Annotated in this window: 19 protein-coding genes and 1 pseudogene; 3 read left to right on the top strand and 17 right to left on the bottom strand. The window is 68.9% G+C overall.

The window, feature by feature from the left end:
- Positions 1 to 33 precede the first annotated feature (33 nt).
- Together minD and minE are read left to right on the top strand one after the other, a co-directional pair.
- A complete protein-coding gene (minD, locus tag ACF8LI_RS16025; protein WP_016452260.1) occupies positions 34 to 846 on the top strand; it encodes a septum site-determining protein MinD in 813 nt (270 codons plus the stop codon).
- Between the two features lie 6 nt (positions 847 to 852).
- Positions 853 to 1,116, top strand: a complete 264-nt coding sequence (gene minE / locus ACF8LI_RS16020; RefSeq protein WP_016447328.1) for a cell division topological specificity factor MinE — start codon at positions 853 to 855, stop codon at positions 1,114 to 1,116.
- Between the two features lie 19 nt (positions 1,117 to 1,135).
- Here minE and ACF8LI_RS16015 read toward each other — a convergent pair whose 3' ends face one another.
- Genes ACF8LI_RS16015 through ACF8LI_RS16005 form a run of 3 tightly spaced genes read right to left on the bottom strand, consistent with a single transcriptional unit; the run spans position 1,136 to position 3,853 of the window.
- Positions 1,136 to 2,473: a sensor histidine kinase gene (locus tag ACF8LI_RS16015; RefSeq protein ID WP_392413316.1), complete on the bottom strand. Its 1,338-nt coding sequence runs from the start codon at positions 2,471 to 2,473 to the stop codon at positions 1,136 to 1,138.
- Complete coding sequence (locus ACF8LI_RS16010; protein WP_013800000.1) at positions 2,463 to 3,143, bottom strand: response regulator transcription factor; 681 nt, start codon at positions 3,141 to 3,143, stop codon at positions 2,463 to 2,465. The genes ACF8LI_RS16015 and ACF8LI_RS16010 overlap by 11 nt, the downstream gene beginning before the upstream one ends.
- Positions 3,143 to 3,853, bottom strand: coding sequence for a PepSY domain-containing protein (locus ACF8LI_RS16005; protein ID WP_392413314.1), 711 nt, complete (start codon positions 3,851 to 3,853; stop codon positions 3,143 to 3,145). The genes ACF8LI_RS16010 and ACF8LI_RS16005 overlap by 1 nt, the downstream gene beginning before the upstream one ends.
- Before the next feature lie 148 nt (positions 3,854 to 4,001).
- On the opposite strand from ACF8LI_RS16005, the gene ACF8LI_RS16000 reads away from it, so the two are divergent.
- Positions 4,002 to 5,201, top strand: a complete 1,200-nt coding sequence (locus ACF8LI_RS16000) for a DUF5666 domain-containing protein (RefSeq protein ID WP_099735020.1) — start codon at positions 4,002 to 4,004, stop codon at positions 5,199 to 5,201.
- Here ACF8LI_RS16000 and ACF8LI_RS15995 read toward each other — a convergent pair.
- The 14 genes and pseudogenes from ACF8LI_RS15995 to ACF8LI_RS15930 form a co-directional block, all read right to left on the bottom strand.
- Positions 5,198 to 6,613 carry an amino acid permease gene (locus tag ACF8LI_RS15995; protein WP_216294548.1) on the bottom strand — a complete coding sequence of 472 codons (1,416 nt, stop codon included), beginning with the start codon at positions 6,611 to 6,613 and terminating at the stop codon, positions 5,198 to 5,200. The genes ACF8LI_RS16000 and ACF8LI_RS15995 overlap by 4 nt on opposite strands.
- Before the next feature lie 209 nt (positions 6,614 to 6,822).
- Complete coding sequence (locus ACF8LI_RS15990) at positions 6,823 to 7,326, bottom strand: flavin reductase family protein (protein WP_016452255.1); 504 nt, start codon at positions 7,324 to 7,326, stop codon at positions 6,823 to 6,825.
- A gap of 190 nt (positions 7,327 to 7,516) precedes the next feature.
- Positions 7,517 to 8,152 carry a PolC-type DNA polymerase III gene (locus ACF8LI_RS15985; RefSeq protein WP_016447334.1) on the bottom strand — a complete coding sequence of 212 codons (636 nt, stop codon included), beginning with the start codon at positions 8,150 to 8,152 and terminating at the stop codon, positions 7,517 to 7,519.
- Positions 8,153 to 8,196: 44 nt separating this feature from the next.
- On the bottom strand, positions 8,197 to 8,685 hold the full coding sequence (hpaR, locus tag ACF8LI_RS15980) for a homoprotocatechuate degradation operon regulator HpaR (protein WP_016447335.1): 489 nt from the start codon (positions 8,683 to 8,685) through the stop codon (positions 8,197 to 8,199).
- Between the two features lie 86 nt (positions 8,686 to 8,771).
- A complete protein-coding gene (locus ACF8LI_RS15975; protein WP_012202038.1) occupies positions 8,772 to 9,593 on the bottom strand; it encodes an aldolase/citrate lyase family protein in 822 nt (273 codons plus the stop codon).
- 18 nt (positions 9,594 to 9,611) lie between these two features.
- Positions 9,612 to 11,066 carry an NAD-dependent succinate-semialdehyde dehydrogenase gene (locus ACF8LI_RS15970; RefSeq protein ID WP_016452253.1) on the bottom strand — a complete coding sequence of 485 codons (1,455 nt, stop codon included), beginning with the start codon at positions 11,064 to 11,066 and terminating at the stop codon, positions 9,612 to 9,614.
- A 45-nt stretch (positions 11,067 to 11,111) separates the two neighbouring features.
- Positions 11,112 to 11,945 carry a 2-oxo-hept-4-ene-1,7-dioate hydratase gene (gene hpaH / locus ACF8LI_RS15965; protein ID WP_392413311.1) on the bottom strand — a complete coding sequence of 278 codons (834 nt, stop codon included), beginning with the start codon at positions 11,943 to 11,945 and terminating at the stop codon, positions 11,112 to 11,114.
- Positions 11,946 to 12,118: 173 nt separating this feature from the next.
- The gene (locus ACF8LI_RS15960) at positions 12,119 to 12,547 is read right to left on the bottom strand and encodes a 5-carboxymethyl-2-hydroxymuconate Delta-isomerase (protein ID WP_097204787.1); all 429 of its coding nucleotides are present in this window, start codon (positions 12,545 to 12,547) and stop codon (positions 12,119 to 12,121) included.
- A complete protein-coding gene (locus ACF8LI_RS15955; protein WP_392413308.1) occupies positions 12,548 to 13,366 on the bottom strand; it encodes an extradiol ring-cleavage dioxygenase in 819 nt (272 codons plus the stop codon).
- Between the two features lies 1 nt (position 13,367).
- Entirely contained in the window at positions 13,368 to 13,694 is a 327-nt protein-coding gene (locus tag ACF8LI_RS15950) for an aromatic ring-opening dioxygenase subunit LigA (RefSeq protein ID WP_203400213.1), read from the bottom strand.
- 22 nt (positions 13,695 to 13,716) lie between these two features.
- A pseudogene (locus tag ACF8LI_RS15945) lies at positions 13,717 to 14,712 on the bottom strand (tripartite tricarboxylate transporter substrate binding protein); the annotation flags it as partial.
- A 42-nt stretch (positions 14,713 to 14,754) separates the two neighbouring features.
- On the bottom strand, positions 14,755 to 16,212 hold the full coding sequence (hpaE, locus tag ACF8LI_RS15940; RefSeq protein ID WP_016447341.1) for a 5-carboxymethyl-2-hydroxymuconate semialdehyde dehydrogenase: 1,458 nt from the start codon (positions 16,210 to 16,212) through the stop codon (positions 14,755 to 14,757).
- Positions 16,213 to 16,239: 27 nt separating this feature from the next.
- Positions 16,240 to 17,001, bottom strand: a complete 762-nt coding sequence (locus ACF8LI_RS15935; RefSeq protein ID WP_392413306.1) for a fumarylacetoacetate hydrolase family protein — start codon at positions 16,999 to 17,001, stop codon at positions 16,240 to 16,242.
- The gene (locus tag ACF8LI_RS15930; RefSeq protein ID WP_392413304.1) at positions 16,998 to 17,678 is read right to left on the bottom strand and encodes a fumarylacetoacetate hydrolase family protein; all 681 of its coding nucleotides are present in this window, start codon (positions 17,676 to 17,678) and stop codon (positions 16,998 to 17,000) included. The genes ACF8LI_RS15935 and ACF8LI_RS15930 overlap by 4 nt, the downstream gene beginning before the upstream one ends.
- Between the last annotated feature and the right edge of the window lie 131 nt (positions 17,679 to 17,809).

Raw genomic sequence — 17,809 nt, 5'->3', positions numbered from 1 at the left:
TTTGCTCTCCAGTCTTTAAGGAACCGTGCAAACATGGCCAAAATAGTCGTCGTGACCTCCGGCAAGGGTGGCGTGGGCAAGACCACCACCAGCGCCAGCTTCGCATCGGGCCTCGCATTGCGCGGGCACAAGACCGCCGTCATCGATTTCGACGTGGGCCTGCGCAACCTGGACCTGATCATGGGCTGCGAGCGCCGCGTGGTCTACGACCTGATCAACGTCATCCAGGGCGAGGCCAACCTCAACCAGGCCCTGATCAAGGACAAGCAGTGCGACAACCTCTTCGTGCTGGCCGCCTCCCAGACGCGTGACAAGGATGCGCTCACGCAGGACGGCGTCAAGAAGATCCTGGACGACCTGGCAGGCATGGACTTCGAGTACATCGTCTGCGACTCGCCGGCCGGCATCGAAAGCGGCGCGCTGATCGCCATGCACTTCGCCGACGAGGCCCTGGTCGTGACCAACCCCGAAGTCTCCTCCGTGCGCGACTCCGACCGCATCCTGGGCATGCTCAGCTCCAAGACCGCGCGCGCCATTGCGGGCGAGAGCGTCAAGGAACACCTGCTGATCACGCGCTACAACCCCAACCGCGTGCAGGACGGCCAGATGCTGTCGCTGGAGGACATCCAGGACATCCTGCGCATCGAGCTGATCGGCGTCGTGCCCGAGTCCGAAACCGTGCTGCAGGCCTCCAACCAGGGCATTCCCGCCGTGCACATGCAGGGCTCGGACGTGGCCGAGGCCTACCAGGACGTGGTGGCACGCTTCCTGGGCGAGGAAAAGCCCATGCGCTTCACCGAAGCGCAAAAGCCCGGCTTCTTCAAACGCATGTTCGGGGGGAGGTAAGCGGCCATGTCCATGCTCTCTTTCCTGCTCGGAGAAAAGAAGAAGACGGCCTCGGTGGCCAAGGAGCGCCTGCAGATCATCCTCGCGCGTGAGCGCGTGGGCGGCAACGGCGGCGGTCCCGACTACCTGCCTGCGCTGCAAAAGGAGCTGATGGCGGTGATCTCCAAGTACGTGGACATCGACGTCAACGACATCAAGGTGCACCTGGAGCGCCAGGAAAACCTGGAAGTGCTCGAAGTCAAGATCGAACTGCCCGACGCCGCGCGCTGAGCGCCGCCCGGCGCCGTGCTCAGCCCAGGCGCAGCGTGCAGCGCAACCCGCCCAGCGGGCTCGGCCCCATCTCCAGCGATCCACCATAGGTCTCGGCGATGTCGCGCACGATGGCCAGGCCCAGGCCGTGGCCCTGGGCCTGTTCGTCGAAGCGGACACCGCGCTCCATGGCCTGCGCGAGATGCTCCGGCGCCAGGCCTGGGCCGTCGTCATCGATCTGCAGCAGCGTCGTCGTGCCATCCTGGCACACGGCCAGCGTGACGCGGCTGCGCGCCCACTTGCCGGCGTTGTCCAGCAGGTTTCCCGCCATCTCCTCCAGGTCCGAGGCCGCGCCGCGCCAGCGCAGCCCATGGCCGGGCAGCGGCGTGGAGGTCTGGATGGACCAGGACAGGCGCCGCTGGGCGTGGATCTGGCGCATGGCATCCAGCAGCCGGGCCAGCACCTCATCCAGCGCCACGCTGCCCGCGCTGCCGGCGCCGCTGGCGAAGCGCGCCAGATGGCGGTCGATGGTGTGGGACATGGCCTGTACTTGGTCACGCAGCCACGGGCCATCGACCTGATGGCCGCGTGCCTGGATGCCGAGCACGGCCAGCGGCTTCTTGAGCGCATGGCTCAGGTCGGCCGCCTGGTGGCGCGCGCGCTCCACGACCTGGGCATTGCGCTGCAGCACCTGGTCCACGGCCTCGGCAATCGGGTCCAGGTCGGGGCCGAAGTGCCGCCCCAGTTGCGTGCGTGTGCCGTCTTCCATGTCCTGCAGCGCCTGCTGCAGGCTGCGCAGCGGCTGCAATCCCAGGCGCACCAGCGCCACCGTGCACAGCAGCAGCGCGGCGACCAGGCCCAGCTCGGTGACCAGCAGGATGCGGTCGATGCGGCGCCATTCCTGGCGCGTACCGTCCAGCGGGCCGAAGACGTGCAACTGCACGCGCTGGCCCGCGACATCGAAGCTGCGGCGCAGGCCCAGCAGTTCGCGCCCCTGCGGCCCGCGCAGCGACAGCAGCGTCTCGCTGCCCTTGTTCCGGGGCCAGGGACGGGCGTCGTCCAGCTCCAGGCTGTCGTCCCAGACCGAGCGCGACTGCTGCAGCCGCCCGTCCTGCTCCAGTGTCCAGTACCAGCCCGAGAAAATGCGGCCGAACTCGCCGCGATTGAGCCGCGTGCCCTGCCCGGTCAGGGGCCCCGGGGACTGCAGCTCGGCCTGCAGCCGCTCGGCGCGGTCCTGCAGGCCGGCCTTGAAGCTGCGCAGCACCGCATCGTGCAACTGCTCGCGCAGCAGCCAGCTGGCGGCCGTGCCGCAGGCCAGCGTGGCCACCAGGCTCAGTGCCAGCAGGCGCTCCGACAGGCCCCAGTGCCTAGGACGCATGGTCGCCGCTGGCCTGCTGCAGGCGAAAGCCCCGTCCGCGCTCGGTATGGATCAGGCCATGCGGGGACAGTTTGCGGCGGATGCGGCCGACCAGCACGTCCACGGTGTTGGAGTCCGGGTCCAGGTCGCGTGCGTAGACATGCTCGCTGATGTCGGCGCGGCTGACGAGCTGTCCATGCCGGTTGGTCAGAAAGCTCAGGATGCGTTGCTCCTGCGCGGTCAGCGCAAGCGGCCGACCTTCGAGCGTGAAGCGGTCTGCCATGGTGTCGTAGGCCAGCGGGCCTATCTGCACCAGGGGCCGGCTGCCGCCTGCTGCGCGCCGGTGCAGCACGCGCAGCCGCGTGACGACCTCCTCGTGCAGAAAGGGCTTGGTCAGGTAGTCGTCCGCGCCGGCCTGGAAGGCCGTGAGCTTGTCGCTCCAGCGGTTGCGGGCCGTGAGCACCAGCACGGGAAAGGAGCGGCCCTGCTCGCGCCAATGGCGCAGCACCGAGACGCCGTCCTGTCCTGGCAGCCCCAGGTCCAGCAAGGCGGCGTCATAGTGTTCGACGCTGCCCAGTTCCTGGGCAAGGCGGCCGTCCGCGCAGCACTCGGCCAGCATGCCGGCCTCCTGCAGGATGGCCTGCAGGCCTGCAGCAAGATCGGCGTCGTCTTCGACGATGAGCACCCGCATCAGCGCAGTCCGTCCTCTTCGATGGGCTGGCCGCTGTACGCATCCACATGCACTTCGATGCTGCGGCCGGCGCTCAGCTGCAACTCGACCTCGTAGTAGGCGCGCTGCCGGACGTCGATCTTGAGCTCGGCCTCTGTGGCGCGGGCCTGGTACTTGCGCTCCAGTTCCTCAAGAATGCGCGGCAGCGGTTGCAGCGTGGCGGCCTGCTCCCGGCTCAGGACAGGCTCCGCCAGGATGCGGCCCGTCTGGGCGTCGGCGCGCAGCAGCTGCTCACGGCCTTCGCGCGTGAGCAGCTGGATCTCGTAGTAGGGCCTGGGGCTGCGCGTTTCCTCCAGCTCGATCTGCAGCACGGTGCCGGGATGCAAGCGGGTGACGGCTGCCGCCACGGCGGACATGGGTATCAGCACGGCGGTGGTCGCGCCCGGCCGGGGGATGTCCTGTCCCGTGACTGCATCGATATAGATCTCCGTGCGCTGGCCATTGGCGAGCTTGATTTCGTACCAGCGCCGGCCGTCGGCGCCGCGCTCGAGTTCGATGTCGATGACGCGCCCTTTGTGGCGCTGCTGCACGTCCTGGAGGATTTCCGCCAAGGGCCGCAGGCGCTTGGACTGCACCTCGCGGCGCACGCTTTCATGCTCCGCTGGCGTGGTGGCAGAGGCGGGCGCCAGCGGCAGGGCCAGCAAGGCAGCAATTGCGAGGCGGAGTTTCACGGCCACGCATCTTATGTGCACGTTCTTAAACAGTGCATGAACGCGCCATTCATGCGCGGTTTAGGCGCCTTTGCCGACACTGCAGGCGGTTGCACCGATGGCCCCGCCGCGGTGCCTTTTCATCTGTTTCTTTCTGGCATCGAACACCATGCATTTTCTTCGCTTTTCCCGCTCCGCCCCGCCATTGCACCGGGCCCTGGGCGCTGGCGCGCTCTCGCTGTCCGTGCTGCTGGCCGCCTGCGGCGGTGGCGGCGGCGGGGCTGACAAGCCCGCCCCCACGCCGGTCACTCCCAGCGCCAGCTATGCGTCGGGCACCATTGACGGCTTCGGCTCCATCCTGGTCAATGGGGTGCGGTATGACGAGCGCCAGGCCCGGATCACCGATGGCGATGGCGTCCTGCTGGCCAGCGATGCGCTCAAGCTGGGCATGGCGGTCCATGTCACGGCTGACCCCGTGACCACCGGCAGCGATGGTGTGGCGCGCGCCATGGCCCGCCAGATTCTTGTGCGCAGCGATCTGGAAGGTCCGTTGAGCGCGGTCGTGGGCGACCGGCTGACCGTACTGGGCCAGACCGTGATCGTCGATGCGGCCACGGTGTTCGAGGACGGCCGCGCGGCGGCGCTGCAGGTCGGCCGTGTGCTGGAAGTCCACGGCCTGCGCGATGCGCAGGGCCGCATTCTTGCCAGCCGCATCGAGATCGAGGATGACGCCGACGAGCCCTGGCGCCTGCGCGCGCCTGTGGATGCCGTTGACATGTCGCGCCGCACCCTGCGCATCGGCGAGGCCGTCGTCAACTGGAGCGGCGTGCAGGTTGCCGCCGCGCTGGCTGCCGGCGACGTGGTCAGCCTGCGCCTGGCGCGCCAGCCCGATGCCGCCGGCCTGTGGGTGGCCACCGCACTGTCGGTGCAGCGTCCCACGCTGCCCGAACAGGCGGGCGTGGAGGCCGACGTCACCGGCCATATCACCCGCATGGACTCGCCGACCCGCTTCGTCGTGGACGGCCTGAGCGTGGACGCGGGCAGCGCCACACGCCTGCCCGCCGGCCTTGCCGTGGGCGACCTGGTCGAGGTCGAGGGCATGTTCCAGGACGGGGTGCTTCGCGCCTCCGAGGTCGAGCGCAAGCTGCGGCTGGACAGTGACGATGGCTTCGAGATCGAGGGCCGCATCACCGCTGTCGACAGCCTGGCCGGCATCTTCGAGCTGCGCGGCGTGCGCGTGGACTATCGCAATGCGCGCTTCGAGGATGGCAGCGCTGCCCAAATTGCCGTGGGGCGCGTGGTCGAGGTCAAGGGCCGGCTCTCGGTCGATGGCGCGATGGTGGTGGCCACCGAGGTCGAGTTCGACTAAGGGTTCGCGTTCGCCGCAGGCCGCATCGCCTCGCTCTGCGCACGCGCGGCGGCGGGGCGTACCCACAGCAGGTAGGCAGCGCCCAGCAGCACGATCCACAGGCCGCCCACGACCAGGGCTGCACGGGTGTGGGGGAAGTAGCCGAGCACGCCCAGCACCAGCAGCATGAAGCCGATGGCCGCCAGCGGCGCGGCGGGCCACAGCGGGACCGGGAACTTCAGCGCGGCCACCTGCTGCGGGCTCATGCGGCGGCGCGCCGCGAACTGCGACAGCAGGATCATCAGCCAGACCCAGACCGTGGCGAAGGTGGCGATGGAGGCGATCAGCAGGAACACGTCCTCGGGGATCAGGTAGTTCAGCACCACGCCGGCCAGCAGCGCCACGGCCATCACCACCACCGTCATCCAGGGCACGCCATGGCGCGAGACACGGCCGAAGCCGGCGGGGGCCTGGCCCTGGTGCGCCATGCCGTAGAGCATGCGGCCGGCGCCGAAGATGTCGCTGTTGATGGCCGACACGGCCGCCGAGATCACCACGATGTTGAGAATGGTGGCGGCCGAGGAAATGCCCAGGCCGCTGAAGATCTGCACGAAGGGGCTGCCCTGGCTGCCGATCTGCGGCCAGGGGAAGATGCTCATCAGCACGAACAGCGTGAGCACATAGAACAGCAGGATGCGCAGCGGCACGGCGTTGATGGCGCGCGGGATCACGCGCGCCGGGTCCTTGGCCTCGCCGGCCGAGATGCCGATGATCTCGATGCCTCCGAAGGCGAACACCACCACCGCCAGCGAGGCAATCAGGCCCGAGACGCCATTGGGCATGAAGCCGCCGTGCACCCACAGGTTCTGCACGCCGGTGGGTGCCTGGTCGGCCGCCATGCCGAAGCCGAACACCATGATGCCCAGGCCGCCGCCGATCATGGCGATGATGGCCGCCACCTTCAGCAGGGACAGCCAGAACTCCATCTCGCCGAACACCTTGACCGAGCACAGGTTGAGCGCGCCGATGAAGCAGACGATGGACAGCACCCAGATCCAGCGCGGCACCTCGGGAAACCAGAACCCCATGTAGATGCCGAAGGCCGTCACGTCAGCCAGGCAGACGATGACCATCTCGAAGGTATAGGTCCAGCCCGTGACGAAGCCGGCGAACGGCCCCAGGTAGTCGCTGGCGTACTGGCCGAAGGAGCCGGGCACGGGGTTGTGCACGGCCATCTCGCCCAGCGCGCGCATCACCATGTAGACCGCCGCGCCCGCCAGCAGGTAGGCGATCAGCACCGAGGGCCCCGCCTGCTGTATGGCCTTGGCCGAGCCGTAGAACAGCCCCGTGCCTATGGCCGAGCCCAGTGCCATGAAGCGGATATGGCGGGCCGACAGCCCTCGGTGCAGGCTGCCTGCAGATGGTGAACTCATGCGCTGTCTCCCCCCGTCATTGGTGAAATGGCTGCCGCATCCACAGGCTTCATCAGCCTGCGGATGGGTCTGCGATCAGATGTATAAGCCTGTATATACAATATGCGCAGACACCGATTTCCCGGACCGGGGATTACCCGGAGGCGGGAAGGAACGGGAATGGGGGAGTGGCCGAAAGAGGCGAAGAGAGTGCCGCCGCGGGCCCGGGCTCAGCCCAGGCCGCCCGTGTGCATGCGGCCTGCGTGGTACAGCAGCGGCGTGTGGCCGGCCTGGTGGCTGCACTGCTCGACCTCGCCGATGAAGATCACATGGTCGCCCTCTTCATGGCGATGGCGGTTGCGGCACTCGAAGACGGTGGTGGCTTCGGTCAGCAGCGGCACGCCTTGTGCCGAGCTGCGCCAGGCAGTGTTGGCGAAGCGGTCCACGCCCTTGCGCGCGAACAGCTCGGCCAGGGGCTTTTGCGAGGCCGACAGCACATGGATGGCGTAGTGCGAGCAATGCTGGAACACGGGCAGCGAGGCCGCCGACAGCGCCATGCTCCACAGCACCAGCGGCGGTGTGAGCGAGACGGAGTTGAACGAGCTCACGGTGACGCCCACCGGATGGCCCTGCGGGCTGCGCGCGGTGACGATGGTCACGCCCGTGGCGAACTGGCCCAGCGCGTCGCGGAACTCGCGCGACGAGAACGGGGCCTGAGGGGCCAGGTTGGCCATGGCGGCAGGAGGCAGGGCGGAATTCACGGGTGCGAGAACCAGGCGGCAGCAAGGCGGCAGCAGGGCTGCCGCGTTTGGGACGGGCGCCCGTAGCCGGGCAGCAACCGTGCATTATGGGTGCGGATGCCGGCAGATGCGGCCGATGGGGATTTGGCCAGGGAGGTCTTTGCCTTGCGTGCGCCGTGCCGGCTCACAGCGCCATGCGCATCTGGGCGGGCGCGGCGTTCTCCTGCAGCCAGCCTGCCATGCGGGCGCGCGCGCAGCGCTGCAGCCGCATCAGCAGGGCATGCTCGGGCCAGGCCAGCGCATAGCGCCGGCACAGGTCCTGCTGCATGCGCGCCAGCAGGGCGGCGGCCATCTCGGCATCGGCCAGCGCCCGGTGGGCACGCTCGGCCACGGGCAGGCCCAGGTGGGCGGTGAGCCGGCTCAGGCTGTGGCTGGGCGCGTCGGGATAGATGCGGCGCGACAGCAGCACGGTGCAGGCAAAGGGCTGGGGCGCGGCCTCGCCGGCCAGGGCCAGTTCGGACTGCCAGAACTTGCTGTCGAAGGCCGCGTTGTGCGCCACCATGGGCGCGCTGCCCACGAAGCGGGCGGCATCGCGCATCACCTCCTCGGCGGGCGGCGCGGCTGCGACCATGGCATTGGTGATGCCGGTCAGCCGCGTGATGAAGGGCGGTATCCAGGCACCCGTGCGCATCAGGCTCTGGAAGCGGTCCACGACCTGGCCGCCCTCGATCAGCACGATGGCGACCTCGGTGGCACGCGCGCCCTGGGCGGGCGCCATGCCCGTGGTTTCAAAGTCGATGACGGCAATCGGCTGCGGCATGGGGCGATTGTGCCCGGCAGTGCCCGACCGGCGTGCCGGGGCGGCTATTCCTCGGCCTGGCTGCCGTCGGCCGCGCCCAGGCGCTGCACGACCTGGTCGAGCAGGGCGTAGAGCTGCTCGATCTCTTCATGGCCCACCAGGCGCTCGATCTCGGCATAGGTCTCGGAGGAATGCGGCGCGATCTCGGCCACGATGGCGTGGCCGGCCGCCGTGAGCTCGAACTCGGCGCCGCGCATGTCGCTGGCGTGGCGCGAGCGCTCCACCAGCTGCCGGCCTTCCAGCGTCTTGAGCAGGCGCGAGAGGCTGGGCATGCTGATGTAGGTGGCCTGCGACAGCTCCATGGGCCGCAGCCTGTGCGTGACCGCCGCCATGGCGCGCAGCACGCGCCACTGCTGTTCGGTCAGGCCATGGGCGCGCAGCATGGGCCGAAAGCGCACCATGACCGATTCGCGTGCGCGCAGCAGCGCCATGGGCAGGGAGCGCGAGAAGGCGCGCAGCGGCTCGGGGGCAAAAGAGGTCGTGGTCTGGGGCATGTTCGGCAGCATCTGTCGGCTGGATTCTATGCAGCCGCCGCTCCCTCCTCGGAGCGGCGTTGCGCGCGCCTTGTCAGGCCGGGGCCTCAATAGGTCTGGCTTTTCGGCGCGGGGGCCGCTGCCTGCTTGAAGCGCGCAGCCAGCGCGCTGGTGGCCTGCACCAGCACGCTGGTGTCCAGGCCCACGGCCGTGAAGGTGCAGCCCAGCTCCAGGTACTTGCGCGCCAGGGCCTCGTTGGGCGTGAGGATGCCGGGCGCCTTGCCGGCGCGGCGTATGCGCGCGATGGCGTCGGCAATCGCCTCCTGCACCTCGGGATGGCCGGGGTTGCCGATGTGGCCCATGGAGGCCGACAGGTCGGCCGGGCCGATGAAGACGCCGTCCACGCCCTCGGTGGCGGCAATGGCGTCCAGGTGGGCCAGCGCCTGGCGCGTCTCCACCTGCACCAGCACGCAGACCTGGGCGTTGGCTTCATGGGCGTAGTTGGCGCGCCGGCCCCAGGCCGATGCGCGTGCGCCGCCCATGCCGCGGATGCCGCCCTGGCCGTCGGCCTGCGGATAGCGCGCGGCGCGCACGATGCGTGCGGCCTGCTCGGCCGTGTCCACCATGGGCACGAGCAGGGTCTGCACGCCGATGTCCAGGTACTGCTTGATCAGCATCTCGCCGACCTCGCCGTGTCCCATGGGCACGCGGGCAATGGCATGGCTGTCGGGATAGGCCGCGATGGCCTGCAGCTGCGCCAGCAGGGTGCGCGTGTCGTTGGGCGAATGCTCGCCGTCGATCAGGAGCCAGTCGAAGCCGGCGCCCGCGCAGATTTCCGCCGAATAGGCGTCGGCCAGGCCCAGCCACAGGCCGATCTGGGGTTGGTCGGCCGCAATGGCGGCCTTGAAGCGGTTCACAGGTGTCTGCATGGTGTGATTGTCCGGGCCTCAGTGGCCCATGCACAGGTACTTGGTGCTCAGGTATTCCTCTATGCCGGCGGCGCCGCCCTCGCGGCCCATGCCCGACTGCTTGACGCCGCCAAACGGCGCCACGGCCGTGCTGATGATGCCGCTGTTGATGCCCACCATGCCGTACTCCAGCGCCTCGCCCACGCGCCACACGCGGCCCACGTCGCGGGCGTAGAAGTAGGCGGCCAGGCCGTACTCGGTGTCGTTGGCCATGCGGATGGCCTCTTCCTCGGTCTTGAAGCGGAACACGGGCGCCACGGGGCCGAAGACCTCTTCCCTGGCAATGCGCATGCGGTCCGTGGCGTTGGCCAGGATGGTGGGCTCGTAGAAGGTGCCGCCCAGCGCATGGCGCTTGCCGCCCAGCACGACCTCGGCGCCGTTCTTCACGGCGTCGGCCACCAGCTCCTCGACCTTGTCCACGGCGGCCTGGTCGATCAGCGGGCCCTGGCCCACGCCGGCCTCCAGCCCGTTGCCCACCTTGAGGGCCTGCACGGCGACCTTGAGCCTGGCCATGAAGGCGTCGTACACGCCGTCCTGCACCAGCAGGCGGTTGGCGCACACGCAGGTCTGGCCGGTGTTGCGGTACTTGGAGGCCATGGCGCCTTCCACGGCGGCATCGAGGTCCGCGTCATCGAAGACGATGAAGGGCGCGTTGCCGCCCAGCTCCAGAGACATCTTCTTGAGCGTGGGCGCGCATTGCTCGGCCAGCACGCGGCCCACTTCGGTGGAGCCCGTGAAGGTCAGCTTGCGCACGGCCATGCTGGCCGTGAGCACGCCCCCGATGGCGCGCGAGGAGCCCGTGATCACGCTGAACACGCCTTCGGGAATGCCGGCGCGCTGGGCCAGCTCGGCCATGGCCAGGGCCGACAGCGGTGTCTGCTGCGCGGGCTTGACGATGATGGTGCAGCCCGCCGCCAGGGCGGGCGCGACCTTGCGCGTGATCATGGCGGCCGGGAAGTTCCAGGGCGTGATCGCGGCGCAGACCCCCACGGGCTCCTTGGTCACGATGATGCGCTTGTCGGCCCAGGGCGCGGGCACGGTGGAGCCGTAGATGCGGCGCGCTTCCTCGGCAAACCACTGCACGTAGGAGGCCGCATAGGCGATCTCGCCGCGCGACTCGGCCAGGGGCTTGCCCTGCTCGCTGGTCATGATCAGGGCCAGGTCCTCCTGGTTCTCCATCATCAGCTCGAACCAGCGATGCAGCAGGCGCGCGCGGGCCTCGGCGGTCTGCTGCTTCCAGAGGGCGAAGGCGCGCTCGGCGGCGGCGATGGCGCGCTGCGTCTCGGCCTCGCCCATGCGGGGCACATGGCCGACGGCTTCGCCCGTGGCGGGGTTGTGGACGTCGATGCGGCTGCCATCGTCGGCGGCCAGCCATTGGCCGTCGATCAGGCAGAGGTTCTTGAGCAGGCTGGGGTCGCGCAGTGCAAGCGGCATGGGAAATCTCCAATAAGGGCGGGGCAGGCGTCGGGACGACGGCGCCTAGACAAAACGGAACTGCAGCCGGCCCAGCGGGCCGTAGTCGGCATCGAACAGGTCGCCAGGCTTGGCGGCCACGGGGCGCGTGAACGAGCCCGCCAGCACGGTCTGGCCGGCCTCCAGGGCTTCGCCCCAGGGCGAGAGCTTGTTGGCCAGCCAGGCCACGCCGATGGCGGGATGGCCCTGCACGCCGGCAGCCAGGCCGGTCTCCTCGACCACGCCGTTGCAGCGCAGTATGGCTCCGCACCAGGGCAGGTCTATCACCTGGGGGTCAGCGCGGCCGGCGCCGGTGACGATGCCTGCATTGGCTGCGTTGTCGCTGATGGTGTCGTAGACCTTGCGCATGGCCTTGGTGTGGCGGTCGAACTGCTCGATGCGCGCGTCGATGATCTCGATGGCCGGCGTCACATGGTCGGTGGCGTCCAGCACGTCCTGCAGCGTGATCTCCCTGCCGCCGGGCAGGCCCGGGCCGCGCAGCGGCGCCTTGAGCACGAAGGCCAGCTCCACCTCCACGCGCGGCGCGATGAAGTGGGCGGCCGGGATGTCCAGCACCTGGCCCGGCGTGCAGCGGTAGAGCATGCTGTCGAGCAGGGTGCCGTAGTCGGGCTCGTCGATCTGGCTCGATATCTGCATGGCGCGCGAGGTCAGGCCGATCTTGTGGCCTATCACCTTGCGCCCCGCCGCGATCTGCAGGCGCACCCATTCGCGCGAGACGCGGTAGCCATCCTCCACGGTCATGCCGGGAAAGCGCTTGGAGAAATGCTCGACCTGCACGCGCGTCTTCTCGCTGCGGTCCAGCTCCTGGGCCAGTTGGGTCAACAGTTCTTGGGTAAACATTTTTTCAGTTATTCAGTACGTTGTTGCTTCACTTGAGGCGTTTGATACTGGCGCGCTCCAAAGGAGGGACACCGAGGAAGGGCCGTCCCGCACCGAGGGTGTCGTCCCCCTCCCGCGAAGCGAGAGAGGGCGCCGTGCAACGGGGGAAGGCGCGAAGCGACTCAGGGGGTGGCTCACCCGAACAGAGGGTGGAGGGTGCTGTGCTTGCCGTCATACACCTGGCCCGGGCTTTCATCGACCTGCACGGTCAGGCCCAGGTGGCGCTGCGCGAACAGCGGCTGCAGATGGCGGCGCGCGCAGGCCAGCAGGGCGTCGCCGGCCTGCTGCTGCACGGCGGCCGAGCGGCCCCGGCCCATGCGCAGGTTGATGTAGATGAAGCCGTAGTCGCCATCGCCGCCGGCCGCACGGCCCGCGGCCCCGCCATCGGCCACGGCGCTGTGCGGCGCGGGGTAGGCCAGCACGCGCGTGCCGCCCGTGGGAAAGACCTGGGCGCCGTCTTCGGCACGCACGGTGAGCATGGTGTCGGCCAGGGCGCGGCACAGCTGCGTCATGTCGGTGTGCGCGTCCAGGCTGGCCGTGTAGAGGATGACCACGTGCGGCATTCAGGCCACCTCCATGGTGGCGGCCGTGCAGCTCACGGCGAAGATGGGAATGGGCTGGCAGTACAGCACCTGGCCCGCGCCGCGCGCGGCGGCGGCCACGGCGATGAAGCTGCGGATCTCGAAGCCGCCATGGCCGCCGTCGCGGTAGGTCTCGGCGTCGGTGTACGACAGCAGCGCGTCCCGGTCGTTGCGGCACCAGCGGTCCATGAACTGCTGGTCCCACTCCCAGTTGACCTTGCCCGAGTCGGGCGTGGCCGGCCAGTGCGAGATGCCGCCCGTGCCCACGATGGCGATGCGCTCGGGCGCCTTGTCGCAGGCGCGGCGCAGGGCCTCGCCAAAGGCCCAGGCGCGGTGCAGCGGCGTCAGCGGCGGGCCCTGGCAGTTGATGTTGACGGGGATGATGTCCTTGTCATAGGCCGGCGTCAGAAAGTGCAGCGGGACCATGATGCCGTGGTCGAACTTCCACTCCTCGGCAAAGGCCACGTCCACGGTCTGCATGACCTCGGTGATCAGGCGCCGCGACAGCTCGGCATTGCCGGGAATGCGGTGGCGCTCTATGCCCAGCCAGGCCGGGTCCTCGATGGGCCCTTCGTAGTGGTCCGCCATGCCGATGGCATAGGCCGGCATGTTGTTCATGAAGAAGTTGGCGAAGTGCTCGGCCGCGATGACGATCACGGCGTCGGGCCGGGCCGCCTCCAGCCGTGCGCCCATGTCGCGGAAGGCGGCATGGAAGGCATCCCTGGTGGCCGGATCGGCCAGGTGTGCGCGGCCCGTGATGCCGGGCGCGTGGCTGCAAACGCCTGCAAATACCAGACTCATCTCAAACTCCTGCGATCTTTTCGTTGGTTCCGGTGGTCATGGCGTAGACGCCCGCGCGCACCGGTCCGTGCTTTTGCACGCCGTCGCGCATGGCCTGCAGGTAGTCGGCCCAGGGCATGCCCAGCAGCGGCGCGAAGTGCATCAGCAGCTGGCCGTTGCAGCCCAGCACGTAGAGCTTGCCGATGTCGCCGTGGAACATGGCTTCGTACTCCTCGGGCTCCAGCGCGTACTCGGACAGCAGCGCGGCGCGGTCCTCGGCAAAGCGCCGCTGCACCTCTGGCTCGCGGTTGAGCTGGAACAGGAATTTCTGCATGGTGTACAGGCTCATGGCGTCTCCCGGTGATCCGGCCTCAACCCAGCGTGATGTTGGCGCGGCGGATGATGGCTTCGTACTTGGCGATTTCGCTGGTGACGAAGGCTGCGAACTGCTGCGCCGTGCCGGCCTGCGAGACGATGCCGCCGCGCGCGAAGGCATCCACCACGGCGGGCTCGGCCAGGGCCTTGACCACGGCGGCGTTGATGCGCTGCACCAGCGCATCGGGCGTGGCGCCGGGTGCCAGCAGACCCTGCCAGGAGTTGGATTCCAGCGCCACGCCCTGCTCGGCCAGCGTGGGCACCTGGGGAGCGAACTGCGAGCGCTGGCGCGTGGCCATGCCCAGGGCCACCAGCTTGCCGCTTTGCACATGGCCACGGAACTCGGGCCAGTTGCCGAACATCACGTCCACCTGGCCGCCCAGCAGGTCGGCCAGCGCCGGACCCTGGCCCTTGTAGGGGATGTGGACCATGTCGATGCCCATCTCCTGGCACAGCAGCGCGCCCGACAGATGGGCCGAGGTGCCGTTGCCGAACGAGGCATAGCTGAGCTCGCCGGGCCTGGCCTTGGCGCGGCTGCGCAGGTCCGCCAGCGTCTTCAGGCCGCTGCCCGGGTGGGTGGCCAGCACATGCTCGGACAGGCCCATCAGCGCCACGGGCTTGAGGTCGCGCGTGGTGTCGTAGGGCAGGTTCTTCACCAGCGTCTTGTTGGCCGTGAAGCTGTTGGCCACGCACACCAGGGTGTAGCCGTCGGCCGGCTGCTTGGACACATAGTCCACGCCGATCACCGTGCCCGCGCCGGGCTTGTTCTCCACGATCACAGGCTGGCCCAGGGACTTGCCCAGCTCGGTGCCCACCAGGCGCGCCACCAGGTCGGTGGTGCCGCCCGGCGTGAAGGGCACGATGATGCGCAGCGGCTTTGCGGGCCAGGTGCCGGACGCGCTGCCGGGCTGGGCCTGGGAAAGGCCCGGGAGCATCAGCGCTGCGGCCGTGGTGGCTGCGGTGGATTGCAGGAAATGGCGGCGTTGCATGTCTTGTCTCCTCGGTTCTCTTTGTCGTTGTCGCTGGTCGCCCGTTCAGACGCCCCAGTGCGGAATATGGTGCGAGCCCAGCGAGACGGCCACGTTCTTGGGCTCGCAGAAGACCTCGTAGCTCCAGCTGCCGCCCTCGCGGCCCGTGCCCGAGGCCTTGGTGCCGCCGAAGGGCTGGCGCAGGTCGCGCACGTTCTGGCTGTTGACGAAGCACATGCCGGCCTCGATGGCGGCGGCCACGCGGTGGGCTCGGCCCACGCTCTCGGTCCAGACATAGCTGGACAGGCCGTACTGGATATCGTTGGCCAGGCGCACGGCCTCGGCCTCGTCGCTGAAGGGGATGATGCAGGCCACGGGGCCGAAGATCTCGTCCTGGGCGATCTGCATGCGGTTGTCCACGTCGGCAAACACCGTGGGCAGCACGTAGTTGCCCTTGCGCACGCGCTCGGGCAGCACGGGCGCGTCCAGGCCGCCGCACAGCATGCTGGCGCCTTCCTTCTGGCCCAGCTCGATGTAGTGGCGCACCTTGGCCAGGTGGCTGGCGCTGATCATGGGGCCGACGATGGTGGACTCGTCCAGCGGGTCGCCCACGGTGATCTTCCTGGCGCGCTCCACGAAGCGGTCCACGAACTTCGCATAGATGCCCTTTTGCACCAGGATGCGGCTGCCGGCCGTGCACCGCTCGCCGTTGTTGGAGAAGATCATGAACACGGCCGCATCCAGCGCGCGCTCGAAGTCGGCGTCGTCAAAGATCACGAAGGGGCTCTTGCCGCCCAGCTCCATGCTGAACTTCTTGAGGCCGGCGGCCTGCACGATGCGGTTGCCGGTCTGGGTCGAGCCCGTGAACGAGACGGCGCGCACATCGCGGTGGCGCACCAGGGGCTCGCCCGCGTCCTTGCCGTAGCCGTGCACCAGGTTGAGCACGCCGGGCGGAATGCCGGCCTCCAGCGCCAGCTCGCCCAGGCGCGCGGCCGTCATGGGCGACAGCTCGCTCATCTTGAGCACGGCCGTGTTGCCGAAGGCCAGGCAGGGCGCCACCTTCCAGGTGGCCGTCATGAAGGGCACGTTCCAGGGCGAGATCAGCGCGCACACGCCCACGGGGTGGAACAGGGTGTAGTTCAGGTGCGTGGGCGTGGGATAGGTATGGCCGTCCACGCGCGTGCACATCTCGGCAAAGTAGTAGAAGTTGTCGGCCGCGCGCGGCACCAGCTGCTTGCCGGTCTGGGCGATGACCTGGCCGCAGTCGTTGGTCTCGGTCTGCGCGATCTCGGGCACATGGCGGGCGATCAGGTCGCCCAGCTTGCGCACGATCTTGGCGCGTTCGGTGGCGGGCGTGTTGGCCCATTTCGGGAAGGCGTTCTTCGCGGCGGCGACGGCGGCCTGCACCTCGGCCTCGCCGCCAGCGGCAACCTCGGCCAGCACCTCCTGGGTGGCGGGGTTGACGGTCTCGAAGTAGTCCTTGCCGGCGACGGCCTTGCCGTCGATCAGGTGGTCAATGCGCATGGGGATTCCTTGGCGTGTGCGATGGGTTCAGGAGGCGGCCGGCGCGTCGCCGACGATGGTGTTGACCAGGCGGCCCAGGCCTTCGATCTCGGTGACGATCTCGTCGCCCACGCGGGAGTCGGCCACGCCGTCGGGCGTGCCGGTGAGGATGAGGTCGCCGGGGTTCAGCGTCATGAAGCCCGACAGATGGGCGATCAGCGAGGGGATGTCATGCACCATGTCGCGCGTGCTGCCGTCCTGCTTGAGCTCGCCGTTGACCCAGCTGCGCAGGCGCAGGTTCATGGGGTCGGGCACATCGGCCGCATCGACGAACCACGGGCCCACGGGCGTGGCGCCGTCGCGGTTCTTCACGCGCAGGTTGGGCCGGTAGAAGTTCTCCAGGTAGTCGCGTATGGCGTAGTCGTTGGCCGTGCAGTAGCCGGCGACCACGCCGTAGGCGTCTTCGCGGCGCACGTTGCGGCAGGTCTTGCCTATGACCACGCCCAGCTCGCACTCGAAGTGCATGTAGGTCACGTCGGCGGGCCGGTACGTGCGGCCGTGGTGGCCGTTCAGCGTGTTCGGGCCCTTGAGGAAGACCAGCGGTTCCTCGGGCGCCTTGTTGAAGGCGATTTCCTTGGCATGGTCCGCATAGTTCAGGCCCAGCGCGAAGACCGTGCCGAACTGCAGCGGCGGCAGCCACTGCACGGCGGTCTCCGCCACCAGGCGGCCATCGGGCAGCTGCACCTGTCCGTGCGGGCCTTCGGTGACCTGCAGGGTCTGTCCTTCGAGGATGACGCGTCCGTGCTTCATGCTGCTGCTCCCTGTTCTGCCGCCACCGAATGCGTGAGCCGGCCCAGGCCGGGCACCTCGATGACCACGCGGTCCCCGGGCCGCGCCAGCGGCGCGCCCTCGCCCGGGCCCAGCAGCAGCACGTCGCCGGGCGACAGCGTCATGAATTCGGTCACGTCGGCCAGCAGCCTTGCGGGCGGGCGCACCAGGTCGGCAAAGCCGCGCTGCCAGACCTGTTCACCATTGATGGACACCGTGAGCGTGGCCGCCTGTGCGTCAAAGCCTGTGCCGCGAACGAGGGCGCCCAGCGGGCAGAAACCGTCGCGGCAGCGCTGGCGGATGGCGGGGCGGTAGTAGTTCTCGTGCGGCAGCGTGAGGTCGCTGGCGATCAGCCAGCCGGCCACATGGTCCAGGGCCGTTGCTTCGCTGACGCGCGTGGCGCTGCGGCCGATCACCAGGCCGATGCTGGCATCGACGCGGACCTCGCCGGGATCGGCCGGCACGGCCACCGCAGCGCCATCGCGCGCCCAGGTGTTGCGCGGCTTCAGGTAGAGCACGGGGGCGCGCGGAGCGGCCTTGTAGGGCGCGCTGTCGAACTGCGGCGACAGGCGCTGCACGGTGGCCTGCTGGTTGAGCAGCGTGCCGTAGACCGTGCCCAGCGCAAGGCCGTCATCCAGGAGAAAGGGCTGAATCTGCATGGTGTGGATTTAGTTAACGTGGTAATTATTGTTTTTGCAACAAGCCCCGTCAACACGGTGGATTCAGGGTTTTCCCAGGCCGCAGCAAAAAGCCCCTGCGCGGCGAACCGTGCAGGGGCTTGAAGGGGCAC

The sequence above is a fragment of the Delftia sp. WSY_12 genome, from assembly GCF_043104645.1.
Lineage (GTDB): Bacteria > Pseudomonadota > Gammaproteobacteria > Burkholderiales > Burkholderiaceae_C > Comamonas > Comamonas tsuruhatensis.
The sequence above is the reverse complement of the archived record's forward strand: the minus strand, read 5'-3'. Positions and strand labels throughout refer to the sequence as shown.

Coding starts and splice junctions, on each gene's coding strand:
- minD (WP_016452260.1), top strand. CDS start 34: ATGGCCAAAATAGTCGTCGTGACCTCCGGCAAGGGTGGCGTGGGCAAG.
- minE (WP_016447328.1), top strand. CDS start 853: ATGTCCATGCTCTCTTTCCTGCTCGGAGAAAAGAAGAAGACGGCCTCG.
- ACF8LI_RS16015 (WP_392413316.1), bottom strand. CDS start 2,473: ATGCGTCCTAGGCACTGGGGCCTGTCGGAGCGCCTGCTGGCACTGAGC.
- ACF8LI_RS16010 (WP_013800000.1), bottom strand. CDS start 3,143: ATGCGGGTGCTCATCGTCGAAGACGACGCCGATCTTGCTGCAGGCCTG.
- ACF8LI_RS16000 (WP_099735020.1), top strand. CDS start 4,002: ATGCATTTTCTTCGCTTTTCCCGCTCCGCCCCGCCATTGCACCGGGCC.
- ACF8LI_RS15995 (WP_216294548.1), bottom strand. CDS start 6,613: ATGAGTTCACCATCTGCAGGCAGCCTGCACCGAGGGCTGTCGGCCCGC.
- ACF8LI_RS15990 (WP_016452255.1), bottom strand. CDS start 7,326: ATGGCCAACCTGGCCCCTCAGGCCCCGTTCTCGTCGCGCGAGTTCCGC.
- ACF8LI_RS15985 (WP_016447334.1), bottom strand. CDS start 8,152: ATGCCGCAGCCGATTGCCGTCATCGACTTTGAAACCACGGGCATGGCG.
- hpaR (WP_016447335.1), bottom strand. CDS start 8,685: ATGCCCCAGACCACGACCTCTTTTGCCCCCGAGCCGCTGCGCGCCTTC.
- ACF8LI_RS15975 (WP_012202038.1), bottom strand. CDS start 9,593: ATGCAGACACCTGTGAACCGCTTCAAGGCCGCCATTGCGGCCGACCAA.
- ACF8LI_RS15970 (WP_016452253.1), bottom strand. CDS start 11,066: ATGCCGCTTGCACTGCGCGACCCCAGCCTGCTCAAGAACCTCTGCCTG.
- hpaH (WP_392413311.1), bottom strand. CDS start 11,945: ATGTTTACCCAAGAACTGTTGACCCAACTGGCCCAGGAGCTGGACCGC.
- ACF8LI_RS15960 (WP_097204787.1), bottom strand. CDS start 12,547: ATGCCGCACGTGGTCATCCTCTACACGGCCAGCCTGGACGCGCACACC.
- ACF8LI_RS15955 (WP_392413308.1), bottom strand. CDS start 13,366: ATGAGTCTGGTATTTGCAGGCGTTTGCAGCCACGCGCCCGGCATCACG.
- ACF8LI_RS15950 (WP_203400213.1), bottom strand. CDS start 13,694: ATGAGCCTGTACACCATGCAGAAATTCCTGTTCCAGCTCAACCGCGAG.
- hpaE (WP_016447341.1), bottom strand. CDS start 16,212: ATGCGCATTGACCACCTGATCGACGGCAAGGCCGTCGCCGGCAAGGAC.
- ACF8LI_RS15935 (WP_392413306.1), bottom strand. CDS start 17,001: ATGAAGCACGGACGCGTCATCCTCGAAGGACAGACCCTGCAGGTCACC.
- ACF8LI_RS15930 (WP_392413304.1), bottom strand. CDS start 17,678: ATGCAGATTCAGCCCTTTCTCCTGGATGACGGCCTTGCGCTGGGCACG.